Annotated in this window: 19 protein-coding genes; 13 read left to right on the top strand and 6 right to left on the bottom strand. The window is 66.9% G+C overall.

The features are described from left to right. Positions 1-2: 2 nt before the first annotated feature. Entirely contained in the window at positions 3-845 is an 843-nt protein-coding gene (gene xth, locus KBY57_RS06250; RefSeq protein ID WP_254995032.1) for an exodeoxyribonuclease III, read from the bottom strand. Positions 846-893: 48 nt separating this feature from the next. On the opposite strand from xth, the gene KBY57_RS06245 reads away from it, so the two are divergent. Further along, complete coding sequence (locus KBY57_RS06245; RefSeq protein ID WP_409996416.1) at positions 894-1,256, top strand: hypothetical protein; 363 nt, start codon at positions 894-896, stop codon at positions 1,254-1,256. On the opposite strand, the gene KBY57_RS06240 is transcribed toward KBY57_RS06245, so the two are convergent. After that, positions 1,186-2,025: a hypothetical protein gene (locus KBY57_RS06240; RefSeq protein ID WP_254995031.1), complete on the bottom strand. Its 840-nt coding sequence runs from the start codon at positions 2,023-2,025 to the stop codon at positions 1,186-1,188. The two genes, KBY57_RS06245 and KBY57_RS06240, sit on opposite strands and share 71 nt — an antisense overlap. A gap of 70 nt (positions 2,026-2,095) precedes the next feature. Between KBY57_RS06240 and KBY57_RS06235 the strand changes: the two genes are divergently transcribed. From KBY57_RS06235 to KBY57_RS06220, 4 genes are read left to right on the top strand one after another with little or no spacing between them, the layout of a single operon-like run. Then, on the top strand, positions 2,096-2,845 hold the full coding sequence (locus KBY57_RS06235) for a hypothetical protein (RefSeq protein ID WP_254995030.1): 750 nt from the start codon (positions 2,096-2,098) through the stop codon (positions 2,843-2,845). Positions 2,846-2,896: 51 nt separating this feature from the next. Next, entirely contained in the window at positions 2,897-3,541 is a 645-nt protein-coding gene (locus KBY57_RS06230) for a hypothetical protein (protein ID WP_254995029.1), read from the top strand. A gap of 1 nt (position 3,542) precedes the next feature. Further along, entirely contained in the window at positions 3,543-4,769 is a 1,227-nt protein-coding gene (locus KBY57_RS06225; RefSeq protein ID WP_254995028.1) for a LarC family nickel insertion protein, read from the top strand. Then, on the top strand, positions 4,769-5,794 hold the full coding sequence (locus KBY57_RS06220) for a lysylphosphatidylglycerol synthase domain-containing protein (RefSeq protein WP_254995027.1): 1,026 nt from the start codon (positions 4,769-4,771) through the stop codon (positions 5,792-5,794). Before KBY57_RS06225 ends, KBY57_RS06220 begins: the two co-directional genes overlap by 1 nt. Here the strand turns inward: KBY57_RS06220 and KBY57_RS06215 are convergent. Together KBY57_RS06215 and KBY57_RS06210 are read right to left on the bottom strand one after the other, a co-directional pair. After that, positions 5,777-6,823 (bottom strand): methyltransferase domain-containing protein, encoded by a 1,047-nt coding sequence (locus tag KBY57_RS06215; RefSeq protein WP_254995026.1) that lies wholly within the window; start codon positions 6,821-6,823, stop codon positions 5,777-5,779. The genes KBY57_RS06220 and KBY57_RS06215 overlap by 18 nt on opposite strands. A 26-nt stretch (positions 6,824-6,849) precedes the next feature. Then, positions 6,850-7,383, bottom strand: coding sequence for a hypothetical protein (locus tag KBY57_RS06210; RefSeq protein WP_254995025.1), 534 nt, complete (start codon positions 7,381-7,383; stop codon positions 6,850-6,852). A gap of 114 nt (positions 7,384-7,497) precedes the next feature. On the opposite strand from KBY57_RS06210, the gene KBY57_RS06205 reads away from it, so the two are divergent. The 8 genes from KBY57_RS06205 (at position 7,498) to KBY57_RS06170 (ending at position 14,003) form a co-directional block, all read left to right on the top strand. After that, entirely contained in the window at positions 7,498-7,938 is a 441-nt protein-coding gene (locus KBY57_RS06205) for a Fur family transcriptional regulator (protein WP_254995024.1), read from the top strand. 106 nt (positions 7,939-8,044) lie between these two features. Next, complete coding sequence (locus KBY57_RS06200) at positions 8,045-8,644, top strand: hypothetical protein (RefSeq protein WP_254995023.1); 600 nt, start codon at positions 8,045-8,047, stop codon at positions 8,642-8,644. A gap of 4 nt (positions 8,645-8,648) precedes the next feature. Continuing rightward, positions 8,649-9,026, top strand: a complete 378-nt coding sequence (locus tag KBY57_RS06195; RefSeq protein ID WP_254995022.1) for a DUF1622 domain-containing protein — start codon at positions 8,649-8,651, stop codon at positions 9,024-9,026. Continuing rightward, positions 9,023-9,403, top strand: a complete 381-nt coding sequence (locus KBY57_RS06190; protein WP_254995021.1) for a YidH family protein — start codon at positions 9,023-9,025, stop codon at positions 9,401-9,403. The genes KBY57_RS06195 and KBY57_RS06190 overlap by 4 nt, the downstream gene beginning before the upstream one ends. Positions 9,404-9,472: 69 nt before the next feature. Continuing rightward, positions 9,473-10,312 carry a bile acid:sodium symporter gene (locus KBY57_RS06185; protein WP_254995020.1) on the top strand — a complete coding sequence of 280 codons (840 nt, stop codon included), beginning with the start codon at positions 9,473-9,475 and terminating at the stop codon, positions 10,310-10,312. 173 nt (positions 10,313-10,485) lie between these two features. Then, on the top strand, positions 10,486-11,997 hold the full coding sequence (locus KBY57_RS06180) for an arylsulfatase (RefSeq protein ID WP_254995019.1): 1,512 nt from the start codon (positions 10,486-10,488) through the stop codon (positions 11,995-11,997). Between the two features lie 9 nt (positions 11,998-12,006). Next, complete coding sequence (locus KBY57_RS06175; RefSeq protein WP_254995017.1) at positions 12,007-12,969, top strand: formylglycine-generating enzyme family protein; 963 nt, start codon at positions 12,007-12,009, stop codon at positions 12,967-12,969. Then, positions 12,966-14,003, top strand: a complete 1,038-nt coding sequence (locus KBY57_RS06170) for an HAD family hydrolase (RefSeq protein WP_254995016.1) — start codon at positions 12,966-12,968, stop codon at positions 14,001-14,003. Before KBY57_RS06175 ends, KBY57_RS06170 begins: the two co-directional genes overlap by 4 nt. Before the next feature lie 12 nt (positions 14,004-14,015). Here the strand turns inward: KBY57_RS06170 and mscL are convergent, their stop codons facing one another. Continuing rightward, positions 14,016-14,393, bottom strand: a complete 378-nt coding sequence (gene mscL, locus KBY57_RS06165; RefSeq protein WP_254995015.1) for a large conductance mechanosensitive channel protein MscL — start codon at positions 14,391-14,393, stop codon at positions 14,016-14,018. 5 nt (positions 14,394-14,398) lie between these two features. Continuing rightward, entirely contained in the window at positions 14,399-15,316 is a 918-nt protein-coding gene (locus KBY57_RS06160) for a hypothetical protein (RefSeq protein ID WP_254995014.1), read from the bottom strand. Positions 15,317-15,454 lie beyond the last annotated feature (138 nt).

Raw genomic sequence — 15,454 nt, 5'->3', positions numbered from 1 at the left:
CGCTAGAGCGCGTCGTCGTTTTCGTCGTCGTCGCCCTCCTCGTCCTCGGGTGGCCACACCAGGTTGACCACCACAGGCGCGTGATCGCTGGGTTGTTCGTTGCCCCGGGTGGCCTTGTGGATCACGCAGCCGGTGGCGCAGTCCATCAGCTCCTCGGAGAGGTAGATGTGGTCGATCCGCCAGCCCCGGTCCCGGTCCCAGGCGCCGGTGCGGTAGTCCCACCAGCTCCAGTGGCCGCTCTCGGGTTCAAACACCCGGAACACGTCGCTGAGCCGCTCCCCCAGCGCCGCCTGTAGGGCCGTGCGTTCGGCATCGCTGGCCATGATGCCGCCACTGAGGCGATCGGGGTCGTGAATGTCGCGGGCCTCGAGGCCGATGTTGAAGTCGCCCACCATGCAGAGCGGATCGCCCTGCTGGTCCTGGGCGTCTAGATAGCGCTGCAGGCAGGCCAGCCACTCCAGCTTGTAGGCGTATTTCTCGCTGGTGAGGGAGCTGCCGTTGGGCACATAGAGATTCAGCACACGGATGCCGTCGATCAGGGCACTGATCACTCGTTTCTGCTCGCTCAGCCCCGGGGCCTCCGGGTCGTTGGGCAACAGGGCGTCCAAGCCGATCTGCACGTCCTCGAGGGGCAGGCGGCTGAGGATGGCGACGCCGTTGTAGGCCTTCTGGCCGCTGATCGCTGCGCTGTAGCCCAGGGCTTCGAAGGCCTGCTGGGGAAACAGCTCATCGGTCACCTTGGTTTCCTGCAGGCAGAGCACGTCGGGCCGTTCTTGCTCCAGCCAGGCCAGCAGCTGATCCAGGCGGGTGCGCACGGAGTTGACGTTCCAGGTGGCGATCCGCATGGGCCTTAAAAGGCGCAACTAAGATGAGTATCCGAGCAAGCCGGAGAGGTGCCCACCATGCCTGCTGTGCGCATTCCAGCTTTGGGCGGTCCGGCTGCAGGTTTTCTGGCGGCCTGCGCGCTTCTGGCCACGGGAGCCGGATCCGCCCTGGCCCAGGAGAAGGGCTACGGCCAAACCATCAGCAGCCCCCAGCAGCAACGGGAGCTCGATTACGGCACCGGCCCCGCTCGGGGTGGATCGGTGCTGGATTCCGCCAATCCGATCGACCTGATGAACAAGCTGCGTCGGGCCACGGCCATGGACGACGCCACCCAGCCGGGTGATGCGGTGGATGCCGCCCTCAGGGATTTTCACTCCCAGCCGTCGCCGCCGGCGTCGGCTTCGCCGGCAGCGACGGTGAAGGGGCCCTGAGCGGCGCCAGGCCCCAGGCGGCGGCCACCTGATCCAGCCGCGGGTCGCTGGGGCCGGGTTTGCGGGCCCGGGCCAGGGCCAACGACTCCTGAGCGCCCTTGGTGTCGCCCCGTTCCTGCTGCAGCATGGCCCGCGCCAGCAGCGGGCGCTGGTCGGTCGGAAAGCCCGCCGCCAGTTTCAGCAGCAGGGATTCGGCCTGGCCGGGTTGGCTGCGCTTCTGCAGCACGTTGGCCAGCAGCAGGCCGATGGGCAGGGCCTCCGGTTTGAGTTGGGGTTTGCTCGCCCGCGCCAGGGCTGCCTCTAGCTGGCTCTGGGCCTGGGCGCCCCGCCCGGTTTCCAGCTGCAGCAGGGCCATCAGTTGCAGGCCTTCGATCTGGTCGGGCCGCAGATTGAGCAGTTGCCGCACCTCCCGTTCGGCGCCGCTGCGGTCCTGTTGGTCGCGGCGTAGTTCGGCCAACAGCAACCGCAGCGACCACTGCTGGGGTTGCTGATCGGCCAGCCGCTCCAGCAGCGCCGTGGCTTCCGCCTTGCGGTCGAGGGCCACCAGCAGCTCCAGCAGGCGCTGCTGCTCGGCCTCGCTGGCCTCGCCCTTGTCGAGGCGCTGCTGCAGCCCGGAAGCCTGGCGCTCCAAGCCCTGGCGACTGGCGTCGGCTCCAGTGGCTCCGCTTTGCAGCTGGCCCAGCCACCAGCCACCGGCGATGCACAGGGCTCCGAATCCGGCCGCGGCCGCCCCTATCCAGATACCGGAGCGGTTGGCGGCGGGCGGCATCGGTGCGGGGATACGGAGAGGGTCAGTCTGCCCCGCGTGCCCCGACCTAGGGCCAATTAATGTTGGGCCCATGCGCCAACACCCGATTTCTCCTGTCACCGAACCCACGCAGTACCGGGCCATTGGCGTGGTGCGTGGCGTGTTCGTCCCGACCGATGCTGAGCAGCTCACCCGCGGGGTGATCCGCACCGCGGATGGCACCGAGCTGGAGGCCGTGGTGCTCGGCCGGTTGCTCACGCTGATGCGGCGGCACCTCAACCTGGAGGAACCCCATCTTTGGGTGGTCTATCCCCGCTCCCGCGAGGAGGAGGGGCTGCACCTGCAAATGGTGGGTGTGTGGGAGCCCAGCACCCTGGCTGCCGGCGATGAGGCCGAGGCGCCCGCTGCTGAGCCAGCCGCAACCGCGAGCGCTGCTGATGCCCTGCCGGAAGGCGACGACTACTTCTCGGTGCGGGGGGAGCTGATTTACACCCGGCCCGAAACCGGCGACCTGGTGGTGAAGGTGCGGGTGATGCCCCGCCCCGATGGCAGCAAGCCGGTGCCCTTCAAGCTGCAACTCAAGGGGGAGCTGCCCCTGGAGCACCTGCGCCACTTCGTGGCCCTCAACCTGCGCCGTCAGGGTCAGCTGCTCCAGATGGAGAGCTTTGAGGTGATCGGTCCGGTGGCCCAGCGGGGCAACCGGGGTGGCAAGGGGCGCCGCGATGGGGGCTCGGCCAACAAGGGTGGCAAAGGTGGCAAGGGGCGTCCCCCCGCTGCCAGCCAGGGTGGTGGTCATACCGGCGGGCAGCGCAACAGTGCCGTCAGCCGGCCGGCGCCCTAGGTGAACGACCGGGGCCGCCAGCCACAACCGACCAGCCATGAGCAACCAGCCATGACCCAACCCCTGGCGGCTGGCCTGGTCGTGGCCCTGGTGAGTCTGGCGGCGATCCTGGGGCCAGCCCTGGGGCTCTCGCCATGGCTGATCACCGGGGTGGTTGCCGTCGGCATGGGCGGCCTCACCCTGGATGCAGCCCGCTTCGGCGGCCGCGGCGGCCATGTGCTGGCCGAGGCACTGCCGGGGGGGCAGGCCCGGTTGCGGCGAATTGCCATTCATGAGGCCGGCCACCTGTTGGTGGCACGGCAGGAGGCGATGCCAGTGCGGCAGGTGCTGGTGGGTTCATTGGCTTGCCTGCGGGCCGGGCTCAACACCAGCGGCAGCACCGAGCTGGAGCCGCCGGCCCACGCCAAGTTGCCCCCTGAGGAGCTGCGCCGCTGGAGCCGGGTGCTGCAGGCGGGCATGGTGGCCGAGCAGCTGATCTATGGCCAGAGCGTGGGCGGCTCCGACGATCGCGCCCTGCTGGGCCGGCTCTGGGGCCTCTCCGGCCACGATGTGGAGTCGGCCCAGCGGGAACAGCGCCGGGCCCGCCGTGAGGTGGAGCAGCACCTGCGGAGCCTCCAGGTGGAGTTGCAGGCGGAGGCCGAAGCCTTGCTGGCCCTGGCCCCGCGGCTAGGGCGCCCCCAGGCCGGAGAGGCCTGAAATGACGCTGGCGCTGCTGGATGCGCCCACCGGTCTGGCCGGCAACATGCTGCTGGCGGCCCTGCTGGATCTGGGGCTGCCCGAGGCGGAGATCCATCGCCCCCTGGCGGCCCTGGGCCTGGCTGAGGCCTATCGGCTGGAGCTGGAGGAGCGCCGCAGCGGTGGCCTGCGCGGTTTGCACCTGGCGGTGGTGAGCCTGGAGCCGCAGCCGCCCCATCGCCATTGGGGCGAGCTGCGCGGTCAGCTGCAGGCGGCCCCCTGGCCGGTGCCCCTGAAGCAGCGGGTGCTGGAGGTGTTTGGTTTGCTGGCGGCGGCAGAGGCGGCGGTGCATGGCCATAGCCCCGAGCAGGTGCACTTTCACGAGGTGGGAGCCCTCGATGCCCTGGTGGACGTGGTGGGCGTGTGTGCTGGCCTGCTGCACTTCGGCGTGGGAGAGCTGGTGTGCAGCCCGCCGCCGGCGGGCCACGGCGTGGTGGCCACCGCCCACGGCACCCTGCCCCTGCCGGCGCCTGCCGTGCTGGAGCTGGCCCGCTTGCGGGCGATTCCCCTGGCCTCCGCCGAAGGTTTCCCCCCCGGGGAACTCACCACCCCCACGGGCCTGGCCCTGGCGGCCTGCTGGGCCACGCGCTTTGGCCAGCCTCCAACCCATGTGCCCCGTCAGGTGGGGGTGGGGCTGGGTTCGCGGCAGCTGGATCGCCCCAACCTGCTGCGGCTCACCCTGGCCGATGGCGGCAGGTTTGATTCCAGCACCCACCAGCCCCAGAGCACCCCCCAGCTCGAAACCGTGCTCCTGCAGCAGGCCCAGATCGATGACGCCACACCCGAAGATCTCGCCTTCCTGAGCGAAGAGCTGCGTCGGGGCGGGGCTGTGGAGGTGTTAAGCCAGTCGATCGCCATGAAGAAGGGGCGGGCGGCCCAGCTGCTCACGGCCCTGGTGCCTCCGGAGCGGGCTGAGGCGTTGCGGGCGGTGTGGTGGCAGCACAGCACCAGCCTGGGGGTGCGGGAGCAGCTGCAGAGCCGCTGGGTGCTGCCGCGCCGCAGCCTGGAGTTGGCCACGCCCCTGGGGCCGGTGCGGGTCAAGCAGGCCCAGCTGCCCGATGGGCGTTGGCGCAGCAAAGCAGAACACGACGACCTGGTCGCCCTGGCGCGCCAGCACACACTGGGGATCGATCAGGTGCGGGCCATGGTGCAATCGGCCCTCGACGCTCTCCCCCCGCCCCAGCCGTGATGCTTCCGCCTTCGTTCCACGCTCTGGTTCAGCGCTGCCGGGGTGGGCTGGCGCGTCTGGCTGCCGGACTGGGGGACTGGTTGGGGGGCCTGCCGCCTGTTCCCGGGGGCCTGAAGCTGTGGATCAGCTTGCTGAGCTTCGGTTTCCTGCTGGCTGCCTTGGTGGGCCATGGCCGCCAGCTGCTCCAGCTCAGCCTCGACGGCCAGGGCTGGCTTTGGCTGCTGCTCGGCGTGGGTGTCAGCCTGTTGAGCCTGGCTGCCAACGGGCTGGCCCTGGGGGTGGTGCTGCGCTGGCTGGGGCAGCGCCCCCGTTGGCCTGAGCTGGTGCGCGCCTACCTCGACACCAACCTGCGCAAGTACCTGCCGGGTGGGATCTGGCACCTCACCAGCCGGGTGCAGCTTCTACGCAGCGCTGAGGCCCCGCTGCTGGCACCCGCCCCGGGGGGGCTGGCCCTGGCGGCGGTGCTGCTCGATCCCCTGGTGGCGGCGGTGGCGGCCCTGATGCTGGTGGCAGCCGGCGGCTGGCAACACGGCCTGGCCCTGCTCTGTTGGCTGCCCCTGGCGCTGCTCATGCCCCGCTGGCTCAACCCGGTGCTCAGCCGCCTGGAGCGCCGCAGGGCCCCGGAGCTGGGGCTGGACAGCGAAACCGCCGCAGGGGCTCCACCCATACGCGCCTATCCCTGGCCCCTCCTGCTGGTGCAGCTGGGCTTTGTGTTGCTGCGCTTTGCCGGTTTCGCCTGCTGCGTGCAGGCCTTCGACCTCTCCTACAGCCTCGGCTGGGGCAGCTGGCTGGCGGGTTTCGCGGTGGCTTGGACCACCGGACTGGTGGTGCCCGGGGCCCCCGGCGGCTTGGGGGTGTTTGAGGCGGTGCTGCTGCTGCGCCTGGGCTTTGCCATCCCCGAGGCGCCACTGCTGGCAATCGCGATTAGCTACCGGCTGGTGGTGACGCTTGCCGATCTGCTGGCGGCGCTGACGGCCCGGCTGGATCGGCCGCGGCTACCCCAGAGCTCAGCAACAGCTCCCTGAGGCCTGCCCGCCGCTGGTTGTGCCGAAGGGCAGGCTGCTGCCACAGCCGGGGAACAGGCCGTAGTGGCGGCTGAAGTCGCCGATGAAGCTGAAGTGGGGGGCGAAGCGCGTGGCCTGCAGCATCCGGAACGTGTTGCCGCACACCGGGAACACGCGCCCGGTCTCGATGGCGTGGTGGCCATCGAGGTCGAAGCGATGGGGGTGATGGGGGATCGTGCCCCGGTAGATCACCGCTTGGCCATGGTCTTCGCAGGCATCTTCCAGCTCGGCCATATGAAAGAGGCGATAGGTGGCTGAGAAGAAGCGGGCTTCGCCCACCAGCGGTGCCAGGGCCGGCTCGGTGATCTGGATCTCGTGGTCGACCACCAGCCGCGGGTCGATGAAGCCGGCCCCGCGGGCCAGGCGCAGAAAGTCGTTCCAGTAGAGGGCTCCGCCCAGGCATTCGCCATAGAGCACCGGATCCCGCCGCACGGCGTCCGGTAGGCGCCGATCCACGTAGACGTCGGAGAAATACATCTCGCCGCCCGGCTTGAGCAGTCGTTTGACACCCCGCAGCACCGCGGCTTTGTCGGTGGAGAGGTTGAGCACGCAGTTGCTCACCACCACATCGAAACTGCCCGGCTCCAGGGGCAGCTGCTCGAGCGCTTCGATGGTGCCCTCCAGGAACGACACATTGGCGTAGCCGAACTGCTGGGCATGGAACTCCAGATGGGCCCGTGCCACCGCCAGCTGCTCGGCGGTCATGTCGACCCCCACCACCGAGCCGGAGGGCCCCACCAACTGGGCCAGGGCGTAGACGTCCCGCCCGGAACCACTCCCCAGGTCGAGGATGCGACAGCCCTCCAGCAGCGGCGGACAGACCAGCCCGCAGCCGTAGTAGCGGGCCAGCACATCCGGGTGAATGCGGGCCAGCAGGGGCTTCAACCAACCCGGCACCGCATCGGCATCGCAACAGGCGCTGGTTTTGAGGTCGGCCGTGCAGCTCAGCTCCTGGCCGTAATAGGCCTGAACGGCGGCTTGGGTGGGCATGGCGGCGCGCGTCCGGTGGGGATCGTTCAGTCTGCCTGCGCTGGTTGGGGAGTGGGGACGGCGCAGGCCCGATCGAGGGCCTCCAGATAGCGCCCCAGGGGTTCGCGGGCCATCACCCGGGCCTCGGCCTCCCGCTGCCACTGCTCTGGCCGGTAGAGCACCTGCAGCTCCAGACGATCGCGGCGCCCCAGCTTCTTGAGCAGCGCATCAAGGCTCAGCAGGGGCGTGTCTCGCAGGCACAGCGATTGCACCGCATGCCAGCCCTCGTGCAGGAGGGTGTCGCGTTGGTTGCCTTTGGGGCACACCACCACTTCGCGCCGGCCCCGCACGTGCAGTCCAAACAGATTGGGCTCGCGGCAACGGGGGTGGTCGCGGCGGATCACAAAGCCCCGCGCCTCGAAGGCCGCCACCGCCTCATCCAGGCTGCCCGCTCTGCCTTTGGACTCTGGTAGCGGTCGGGCCCCGGCGGGGCTCAGGGCTGTGCTTTGGATGGGGGCTGCGCTGCTGATCAGGGCGGCGAGGCTCCCCAGGGCAACCGGTAGCCAAGGGCGATGGGCCATGTCAGATCCGCGCGCCCCGCACCGCTTTGTTGTGCAGCGTGTTGTTGTTCAACTTGCCTCCTGTGGCGCGTCTTCGCAATTGTGTTTATTGTTGAGAAGTCTGAGGATGCTGCGGTGCCCGCCGAACCCAGCCTGCGCAATAGCCTCCACGATCGTGGCCAGCGGCTGACCCCCCAGCGCCAGCGCGTGCTGGCCCTGTTTGAGCGCATCGGTGAGGGCAGCCATCTGGGTGCCGAAGAGGTGCACCAGCGCCTGCTGCGCAGTGAGGAGCGGGTGTCTCTGGCCACCGTGTATCGAACCCTGCGGCTGCTGAGCTCGATGGGGTTGTTGCAGGAATTGGAGCTGCCCGAGGGGGGGCGTCGCTTTGAGCTCGCCAGCGATGCCCACCGCGACCATCACCACCTGGTGTGTGTGCGCTGCGGCCGCACCGAAGAGTTTGAGAACGCCGAGGTGCTCCAGGCCGGCGAACAGGCCGCCGGGCACCATCGTTTTCGCCTGCTGGAGTGTGTGCTCAATGTGCGGGCCCTCTGCCCCAGTTGTGCTGCGGAGGAATAGGGCCGCGCGTGCGCGCTGATCTGCGCAGCACTTTGCAAAAGCGCCAGCGTGGCTGACGCTTTCTGGTGCCCTCCTTAGCCTGAGGTCCCTGCGTGCATCCACGGCAATGCCTGGATCGGTCAGTTCTCCGCGGGCCCATCCGAGTCGCCTGCTCGGCGGGCTGGTGGGAGCGGTGTTGGCGTTTCTGCTCACCTGGACGCTCCCGCTGGTGCCCTCCACGGTGCTGAGCTCCATTGGGCTAGCGGCCGGGGCCGGCTTCAGTGGCCGCCTGCGGCGCCCCCTCGTGTGGTGGGCTGGGCTCGGCGCCGTGGCGGGGGGGCTGCTGGGCACGGCCACGGTGTTGGCCGGCCGTCTGCAGGAGCTCGATCCCCGAGGCGATTGGCCCACCCGCGCCTTGGTGGTGGCGTCGCTCGCCCTGGCCGGGGCGGCGGCCGGTCGCCTGCTCAGCGGCGACGCCGATCGCAGCGACCGGCACCAGCCTCGCGATGTGTTGCGCTCGGTCAGCGCCCTCACCACCGGTATTTTTGCGGTGCTGGTGACGCTGGCCTTCGTGCATTCCGGGCTGGATGTGGCCCGCACCTTCTCCAGCCGTTTGAGCGTCTCGCTGACGATCCTGGTGGCCTCGATCACCGTGCCCGGCTGGGTGGTGCACCTGCTGTTCCGCCAATCCCGATCGTTGCGAGCACCCGCCAATGCTGAGCCCTGAACCTGTGCTGATTGCCGGTTTTGACCATGGATTGGGGGTTCTGGCCGCGGCCTTGCGGGCCCTGCTCGAGGGTCTGTCGCTGTGCACCGTGCTGCTCGGTTTGCTGGTCACCCTGCGCCAGGCCTGGCTGGCCTGGCGCCGTCGGCTGCGCGGATCGCCGGGGTTCCCCGGGGTGCGCCTGACCTTCGGCAGCTGGTTGGCGATGGCCCTGGAGTTTCAGCTGGGGGCCGACATCGTTGCCACCTCCACCTCTCCCACCGGAACCCATCTGGTGCAGCTGGCGGTGGTGGCCGTGATCCGCACCCTGCTCAATGTGTTTTTGGCCCGTGATCTGGATGCCGAGAAGGGCCATCAAGCCCCTGTGGCGGAGCGACGCCCATGAACCTCGCCAACGAACTGGCCAAGCAGCGCAACCGCGATGCGGCTGAGCGCACCTTGATGGCCTGGATTCGCACCTGTCTGTCGTTGATCAGTTTCGGGTTTGGTCTCGACAAGATCGTTGCCGCCATTGATCGCGCCACGGCGGACAACGGCGTTCAGGTGGAACGCGGCGTGCAATTTGTGGCGGCGGCCTTCATGATCACCGGCGTTCTGTCGATGGCGGGCGCCACGGTGCAATACCGCCGGGAATTGCGCCGTCTCCAGCACGACGACTACATCTACCGCAACAAGCCCCAGCTGGCGGCGGCCACCGCCGTGCTGATCACCTTGATCGGTGTGGTGGCACTCGTGCTGATCACAGTCCGCTCCAGCAGCTGAGTCCTCCCGTTTCGTCCGCTTCATTTCCACCGCTCGCGTTCTGTGTCGATGGCTCCCTCCCCGTCTGTCTTGGTTCCGGCCACCCTGTTCACGATCATGTTTGCCCTCGGGGTGGGCCTTCCACTGGACGGCTTCAGCCGCTGGCAGCAGCAGCGCGGCTTGCTGCTGCGAGGTCTGCTGGGCACTTGCGTGCTGGTGCCCCTGGCGGCGGTTGCGTTGCTGCTGTGGCCGCCCACCCTGGCCCTGTCCCAGCCTGCCCGTTTTGCCATCGCCCTGATGGGGGTGAGTCCGAGTGCACCGTTGCTGCTGCGCAAGGCTGGCAAGCAGGGGGGGGATCGCTCCCTGGCGGCCCTGCTTCAGGTGGGGGCAGCTCTGGTGGCGATCCTGTCGATTCCCCTGATGGCGATCCTGATTACCCGCATCTTCGGGGTGTCCGGTTGGGCGATTGAGGCGCGCCATGTGGCTGGCCAGGTGGCGCTGGGCCAGCTGTTGCCGCTCCTACTTGGACTGCTGCTGCGGCGCTTTGCGCCCCAGTGGGCCAGTCGCCTGGAGGCACCCCTTGATCGGATCGCCAATGTGCTGTTGCTGCTCCTGGTGCTGGTGGTGTTGGCCAAGACGGCACCGCTATTGGCCACCTATGTCGGCGCCAATCTTGTGGCCCTGCCCGTGATGGGGGCCTTGGTGTTGATCAGCTTGGCGTTGGGCTATGGCCTGGCTGATCGGGATCCGCAGCAGAGGGTCACCTTGGCCCTGGTCACCTCGATGCGCAATCCCGGCCTGGCGCTCTTGCTGGCGGGAACGTATGCCCCGGAGGTGCCTGCCGTGAAGCTGGGCATCCTGATGTATTTACTCATCACTGTGCTGCTTTCGATTCCGTTTTTGCGTTGGCAACGGCAGCGGCAAGCCTGATCGGGCCAGCCCCCAATCCACCCACCGATGGCTTTGCGCTTTGCGCTGAACTTTAGTGTTCGCGCCAATGTCTTCCTCTCTGAGATTGGGTGTGAAGAAGTGCATGAGTCTGCTGCAGTCGGAAGTGCCCATCACCATCCTTCGAGGAGGTGCATTTGCCTCTTCCCAATCCCATGCCCAACGGAAAGCCCAACATCCTCATCCTCTGGGGCGATGACATCGGCCAGAGCAACCTCAGCTGCTACAGCCACGGGCTGATGGGGTATCAGACCCCCAACATCGACCGGGTGGCCAAAGAAGGCGCCAAGTTCATCCACTACTACGCCGAGCAGAGCTGCACCGCCGGCCGCGCCGCTTTCATCACCGGCCAGAGCGTGTACCGCACCGGTCTCTCTAAGGTCGGCCTGCCCGGCGCTGAGCAGGGGTTTCGCGATGAGGATCCCACCATTGCCGAGTTGCTCAAGCCCCAGGGCTATCGCACCGGCCAGTTCGGCAAGAACCACTTCGGCGACCGCGACGAGCACCTGCCGACGATGCACGGGTTCGACGAATTCTTCGGCAACCTCTACCACCTCAATGCCGAAGAGGAGCCCGAGCTGCGCGACTATCCCAAGGAAGATGATCCCGAGTTTCCCAACTTTCGGGAGCGTTTTGCTCCCCGAGGTGTGCTGCATTGCTGGGCCAATGGCGATGGCACCCAGCGCATCGAGAGCACCGGCCCGCTCACCCGCAAGCGGATGGAAACCGCCGACGACGAATTCCTGGCCGAGGCCAAGCGCTTCATCCGTGATGCGGTGGCATCCGGTGAGCCCTTCTTCGTGTGGTTCAACACCACCCACATGCACTTCCGCACCTACGCCCGGCCGCAGGACATCGGCCGCTCCGGGCGCTGGCAGTCGGAATACCACGACGTGATGATCTATCACGATGAGTGCATTGGTGAAATGCTCAACCTGCTCGATGAGCTGGGCGTCACCGACGACACGATCGTGATGTACGGCACCGACAACGGGCCCCATATGAACAGCTGGCCCGATGCCGGCATGACCCCCTTCCGCAGCGAGAAGAACACCAACTGGGAGGGGGCCTACCGCGTTCCCGCACTGGTGCGCTGGCCCGGCAAGATTCCTGCCGGCACCAACATCACCGGCATCTGCAGCCACCTCGACTGGCTGCCCACCCTGCTGGCCGCCGCCGGTGAGCCGGAGATCAAGGAGAAGCTGCTCACGGGGTATCAGGTGGGGAACAAAACCTTCCGCATCCACCTAGACGGCTACAACATGCTCGACTACTGGACGGGCAAGACCGATAAGAGCCCGCGCCGGGAGTTCTTCTACTTCTCCGACGACGGCAACCTGGTGGGTCTGCGCTACGACAACTGGAAGTTTGTCTTCATGGAGCAGCGCCAGGCCGGTACCTGTCAGATCTGGGCTGAACCGTTTATTGAGTTGCGGCTTCCCAAGATGTTCAATCTGCTCACCGATCCCTACGAGCGGGCTGACATCACGTCCAACACCTACTGGGATTGGATGTTCGATCATGTTTTCCTGATCGTTCCTGCCCAGAGCTACGTTGGCGACTTCCTCAAGACCTTCGTGGAGTTTCCGCCGCGTCAGAAGGCTGCCAGCTTCTCGCTGGAGCGGGTGATGGAGAAGCTTGAGCAGGCCACCAGCTCCGCCTCCTGATCGTTCCCCATGCCTGTGAAGCCCCCCGGACGCCCACCTGCCCCCGGCATGGTGTGGATTCCGGGGGGCTCTTTTTTGATGGGCTCCGACCACCACTACCCGGAGGAGGCGCCTGCCCACCGGGTGGAGGTGGCCGGGTTCTGGATCGACCGCACCCCGGTGACCAATGCCCAGTTTCTGAAATTCGTCAAAGCCACGGGTTATCGCACCCTGGCGGAGTGTCCTGCTGATCCGGACCTCTATCCAGGTGCCAGCCCGGAGCAACTTCAGCCCGCTTCGATCGTGTTTGTGCCGCCGCCGGGACCGGTGCTGCAGGCCAATCACTACAGCTGGTGGCAGTACATCCCCGGTGCCAACTGGCGCCATCCCGAGGGCCCCGGCAGCTCGATCAAGGGACGCGACCAGCATCCAGTGGTGCACATTGCCCACGCTGATGCCGAGGCCTATGCCGCCTGGATCGGCAAGCAGCTGCCCCGCGAAGACGAGTGGGAACGCGCCGCCTGGGGTGGACGCCAGGACTGCGAATTTGCCTGGGGCAGCGAGCTCTATCCCGCCGGCGTGCCCGTGGCCAACACCTTCCAGGGCGACTTCCCGCATCACAACAGCCGCCTTGATGGCTACGAGCGCACCTCGCCGGTAAGCGCTTTCCCGGCCAACGGCTATGGCCTGGTGGACATGATCGGCAACGTGTGGGAGTGGACCGACAGCTGGTACGGCCCCCATGCCCAGCGGTTGGAGGTGGAGAAGGAGCCTTCGGGCTGCTGCGCTGCGGCCGAGGCGGCCAGCCGGGAGGCCAGCATTGATCCCCAGTCGCAGCATGGCGCCATGCCCCGCAAGGTGGTGAAGGGGGGCTCTTACCTCTGTGCCCCCAGTTATTGCCGCCGCTACCGTCCCCCCGCCCGCATGGCCCAGGGCATCGACACCTCCACGGGACACATGGGGTTTCGCTGCGTGGTGAGGCTGCCCGCATGAGCCGTGCCAACAGTGTGGCGGTGGGTTGTGGCTTGGGCCTGTTGGGTGTGAGCCTGGTGCTCGGTCCGGCTCCGGGCCTGGCCCACGTGGCCTCCAGCTCCGACCCGCTGCCCTCCTGGCTGGATGGCACCAGCAAACGGGCCATCCGGCGCTTCGTTGAGCAGGCCAGCGGCCGTGATCCGCGCGCTGGCGATCCCATCCCTGTTAGCGAACGCATCGCTGTTTTTGACAACGACGGCACCCTCTGGAGCGAGCAGCCGCTTTACATCCCCTTCCTGTTTTGCATCGATCGCCTCCGACAACTGGCGCCCGCCCATCCCCAATGGCGCCGCGAGGAGCCCTATGCCTCAGCGCTGCGGGGTGACCTGGATTCCTTGTTGCGTCAGGGCAGTGCCGCCCTGGGTCCCTTGCTGGTGGCCAGTTCCTCGGGCCTCACCACGGAGGCCTTCAGCGAGGGGGTGCGCCGCTGGATCCGAACCGCGCGCCATCCCACCACGGGCCGGCCCTACACGGCCATGGTCTACCAGCCCATGCTCGAGCTGCTGCACTACCTCCGCGCCCACGGCTTTCGTACGTACATCGTCTCGGGAGGCGACGTGGCGTTCATGCGTCCCTGGAGTGAAAGCGTCTATGGGGTTCCACCGGAGCAGGTGATCGGCACCCGTCTCAAACTGGCCTATCGGGAGACTGACGGCGCTCCGGTGCTGGAGCGGCTGCCCGTGATCGAGGCCCTGGTGGACGGCCCGGAGAAGCCGGTGGCGATCGAGCAGATCATTGGTCGACGGCCTGTGGCCGCTTTCGGGAATTCCGACGGTGATCGCCAGATGCTCGCCTGGACCATGGCAGGGCATCGGCACCGCTTTGCCCTTCTGGTGCACCACACCGATGCTCGGCGGGAATGGGCCTACGACCGGCAATCGCCAATCGGACGCCTGAGCCTCGCCCTGGACCAGGCCAGGCGAGAGGGCTGGACGGTGGTGGACATGGCTCGGGAATGGCGGGTGATCCATCCGCAGCCGGATGGATCCCGCTGAGGCTGTAGCCGTTCAGAGCTGACGACGGTCGAGAGCTTCGGCCAGGCGGGTGGTGGCTGCTGCCAGTTGGGCCTGGGGATCGGGGGCGGCCACGGCCCGTTCGCCGCGTTTGAGTGCCTCGATGCTGCGCACGATCAGGAACACCACAAAGGCAATCACCAGGAAATTGATCAGGGCCACGATCACCGCACCAGCGGGCCAGGCACTGATCGCCGACACATTGGCGGCTTTCAGGGCAGGTGCGAGCAGCGAGGTCATCACCAGGCTGACCAAGGCATCCACCACCTTGCCGAAGGCGCCCCCAATCACGACCGCAACGGCCAGGTCGACCACATTGCCTTGTTGGATGAAGGTTTTGAAGTCGGAGAAGAACGAGGAACGACGCGTCATGGGGATCAGAAGAAGAATTTCAAGCCGATTTCAACGCCATTTTGGTAGCTGCTGAAGCCGCTGTCAGGCGTGTCGCCATTGTTGTAATCAAGTCCGAGATAGCGCCAGGAGATGTTGAGATCGGTGCTGTTGCCGATGGCGTAGCCCAGGCCGATCTGGGCATTGCCCGAAAGATCATCGGATCCGCTCAGATTGAAGCCACCGATGTCGGCGCGGGCGAAGGCCCGCAGTCGTGGTGAGAGAAACACCGTGGCCTGCGTACCGATCAGGGGTTGGACCCAGGTGCGACCAAAGCTGCCTTCCCGTTGAAAACTGATCACATTGCCCACATCCACCTGGGCTGAGACATCCAGCTGGGCGTCGAGGATGCGAATCCCCGCGTAGGGGATCACGCTGAATTGCCCCGGTTGGCCAACAGCGGTTTCGCGATCGCCGAAGCGATAACGCAGAGCCAGGTCGTAGATGCCTTGCACCCCTGTGACTTCTGCCTGCCCAGTGAAGATCCCCTGCTGGCCTGTTGTTGATCCGTATTGCCCCAGCCTGACGTAGCTCAGATCGGTGAGCAGTCCGATGCGATCCTTCTCCAGGCTGCCCCGGATAGAGGTTGCCCATTTCAATTTGGAGAGGGCGTCACCAAGGCTGAGATCCGTATCCGTCGTGAATCCGTTGATTGTGGTCGTTCCGGTCGTGCGGATCGGAGCAAAGCCGTAGAGCTCTACGGTTCCCTTCAGGCTCTTCGGTGTTGCGCCATCTCCTGCTGGGGTGGCCGTGGACGGCTCAGCTTTGGCAGGAGTGTCTTCGGAGGGAGTTTCCAGCTTCTGAGCATGGGCGGCAGGATGGAAGCCGCTTACCAGCACGGCGGTTAACAGGGGGCCAACCAGTTTCGCCGGGTGCATGGTGCGAGCAGAAGGATCGGGATCCATCATCTCCAGTTGAGGTGTCAAAGCCAATCCCCTGGGGGATTGTTGTTGAATTGTCCTTGCTGAAGGCCGGCGATTTGCATATCTTGCACAGCCTTGCATTTTTTGGCGCGACGGCGGTGCTGTGGCTTGCGTCATAAA

It is taken from the genome of Cyanobium sp. Aljojuca 7D2, from assembly GCF_024346415.1.
GTDB lineage: Bacteria > Cyanobacteriota > Cyanobacteriia > PCC-6307 > Cyanobiaceae > Cyanobium_A.
Note: the sequence above shows the minus strand (reverse complement) of the source record. Positions and strands in the feature narration are given on the sequence as shown.

Excerpts from the sequence above, each read along its gene's own strand:
- KBY57_RS06175 (WP_254995017.1), top strand. The coding sequence starts at position 12,007 with ATGCCTGTGAAGCCCCCCGGACGCCCACCTGCCCCCGGCATGGTGTGG.
- KBY57_RS06180 (WP_254995019.1), top strand. The coding sequence starts at position 10,486 with ATGCCCAACGGAAAGCCCAACATCCTCATCCTCTGGGGCGATGACATC.
- KBY57_RS06170 (WP_254995016.1), top strand. The coding sequence starts at position 12,966 with ATGAGCCGTGCCAACAGTGTGGCGGTGGGTTGTGGCTTGGGCCTGTTG.
- xth (WP_254995032.1), bottom strand. The coding sequence starts at position 845 with ATGCGGATCGCCACCTGGAACGTCAACTCCGTGCGCACCCGCCTGGAT.
- KBY57_RS06230 (WP_254995029.1), top strand. The coding sequence starts at position 2,897 with ATGACCCAACCCCTGGCGGCTGGCCTGGTCGTGGCCCTGGTGAGTCTG.
- KBY57_RS06190 (WP_254995021.1), top strand. The coding sequence starts at position 9,023 with ATGAACCTCGCCAACGAACTGGCCAAGCAGCGCAACCGCGATGCGGCT.
- KBY57_RS06160 (WP_254995014.1), bottom strand. The coding sequence starts at position 15,316 with ATGGATCCCGATCCTTCTGCTCGCACCATGCACCCGGCGAAACTGGTT.
- KBY57_RS06235 (WP_254995030.1), top strand. The coding sequence starts at position 2,096 with ATGCGCCAACACCCGATTTCTCCTGTCACCGAACCCACGCAGTACCGG.
- mscL (WP_254995015.1), bottom strand. The coding sequence starts at position 14,393 with ATGACGCGTCGTTCCTCGTTCTTCTCCGACTTCAAAACCTTCATCCAA.
- KBY57_RS06210 (WP_254995025.1), bottom strand. The coding sequence starts at position 7,383 with ATGGCCCATCGCCCTTGGCTACCGGTTGCCCTGGGGAGCCTCGCCGCC.
- KBY57_RS06200 (WP_254995023.1), top strand. The coding sequence starts at position 8,045 with ATGCCTGGATCGGTCAGTTCTCCGCGGGCCCATCCGAGTCGCCTGCTC.
- KBY57_RS06225 (WP_254995028.1), top strand. The coding sequence starts at position 3,543 with ATGACGCTGGCGCTGCTGGATGCGCCCACCGGTCTGGCCGGCAACATG.
- KBY57_RS06215 (WP_254995026.1), bottom strand. The coding sequence starts at position 6,823 with ATGCCCACCCAAGCCGCCGTTCAGGCCTATTACGGCCAGGAGCTGAGC.
- KBY57_RS06240 (WP_254995031.1), bottom strand. The coding sequence starts at position 2,025 with ATGCCGCCCGCCGCCAACCGCTCCGGTATCTGGATAGGGGCGGCCGCG.
- KBY57_RS06220 (WP_254995027.1), top strand. The coding sequence starts at position 4,769 with ATGCTTCCGCCTTCGTTCCACGCTCTGGTTCAGCGCTGCCGGGGTGGG.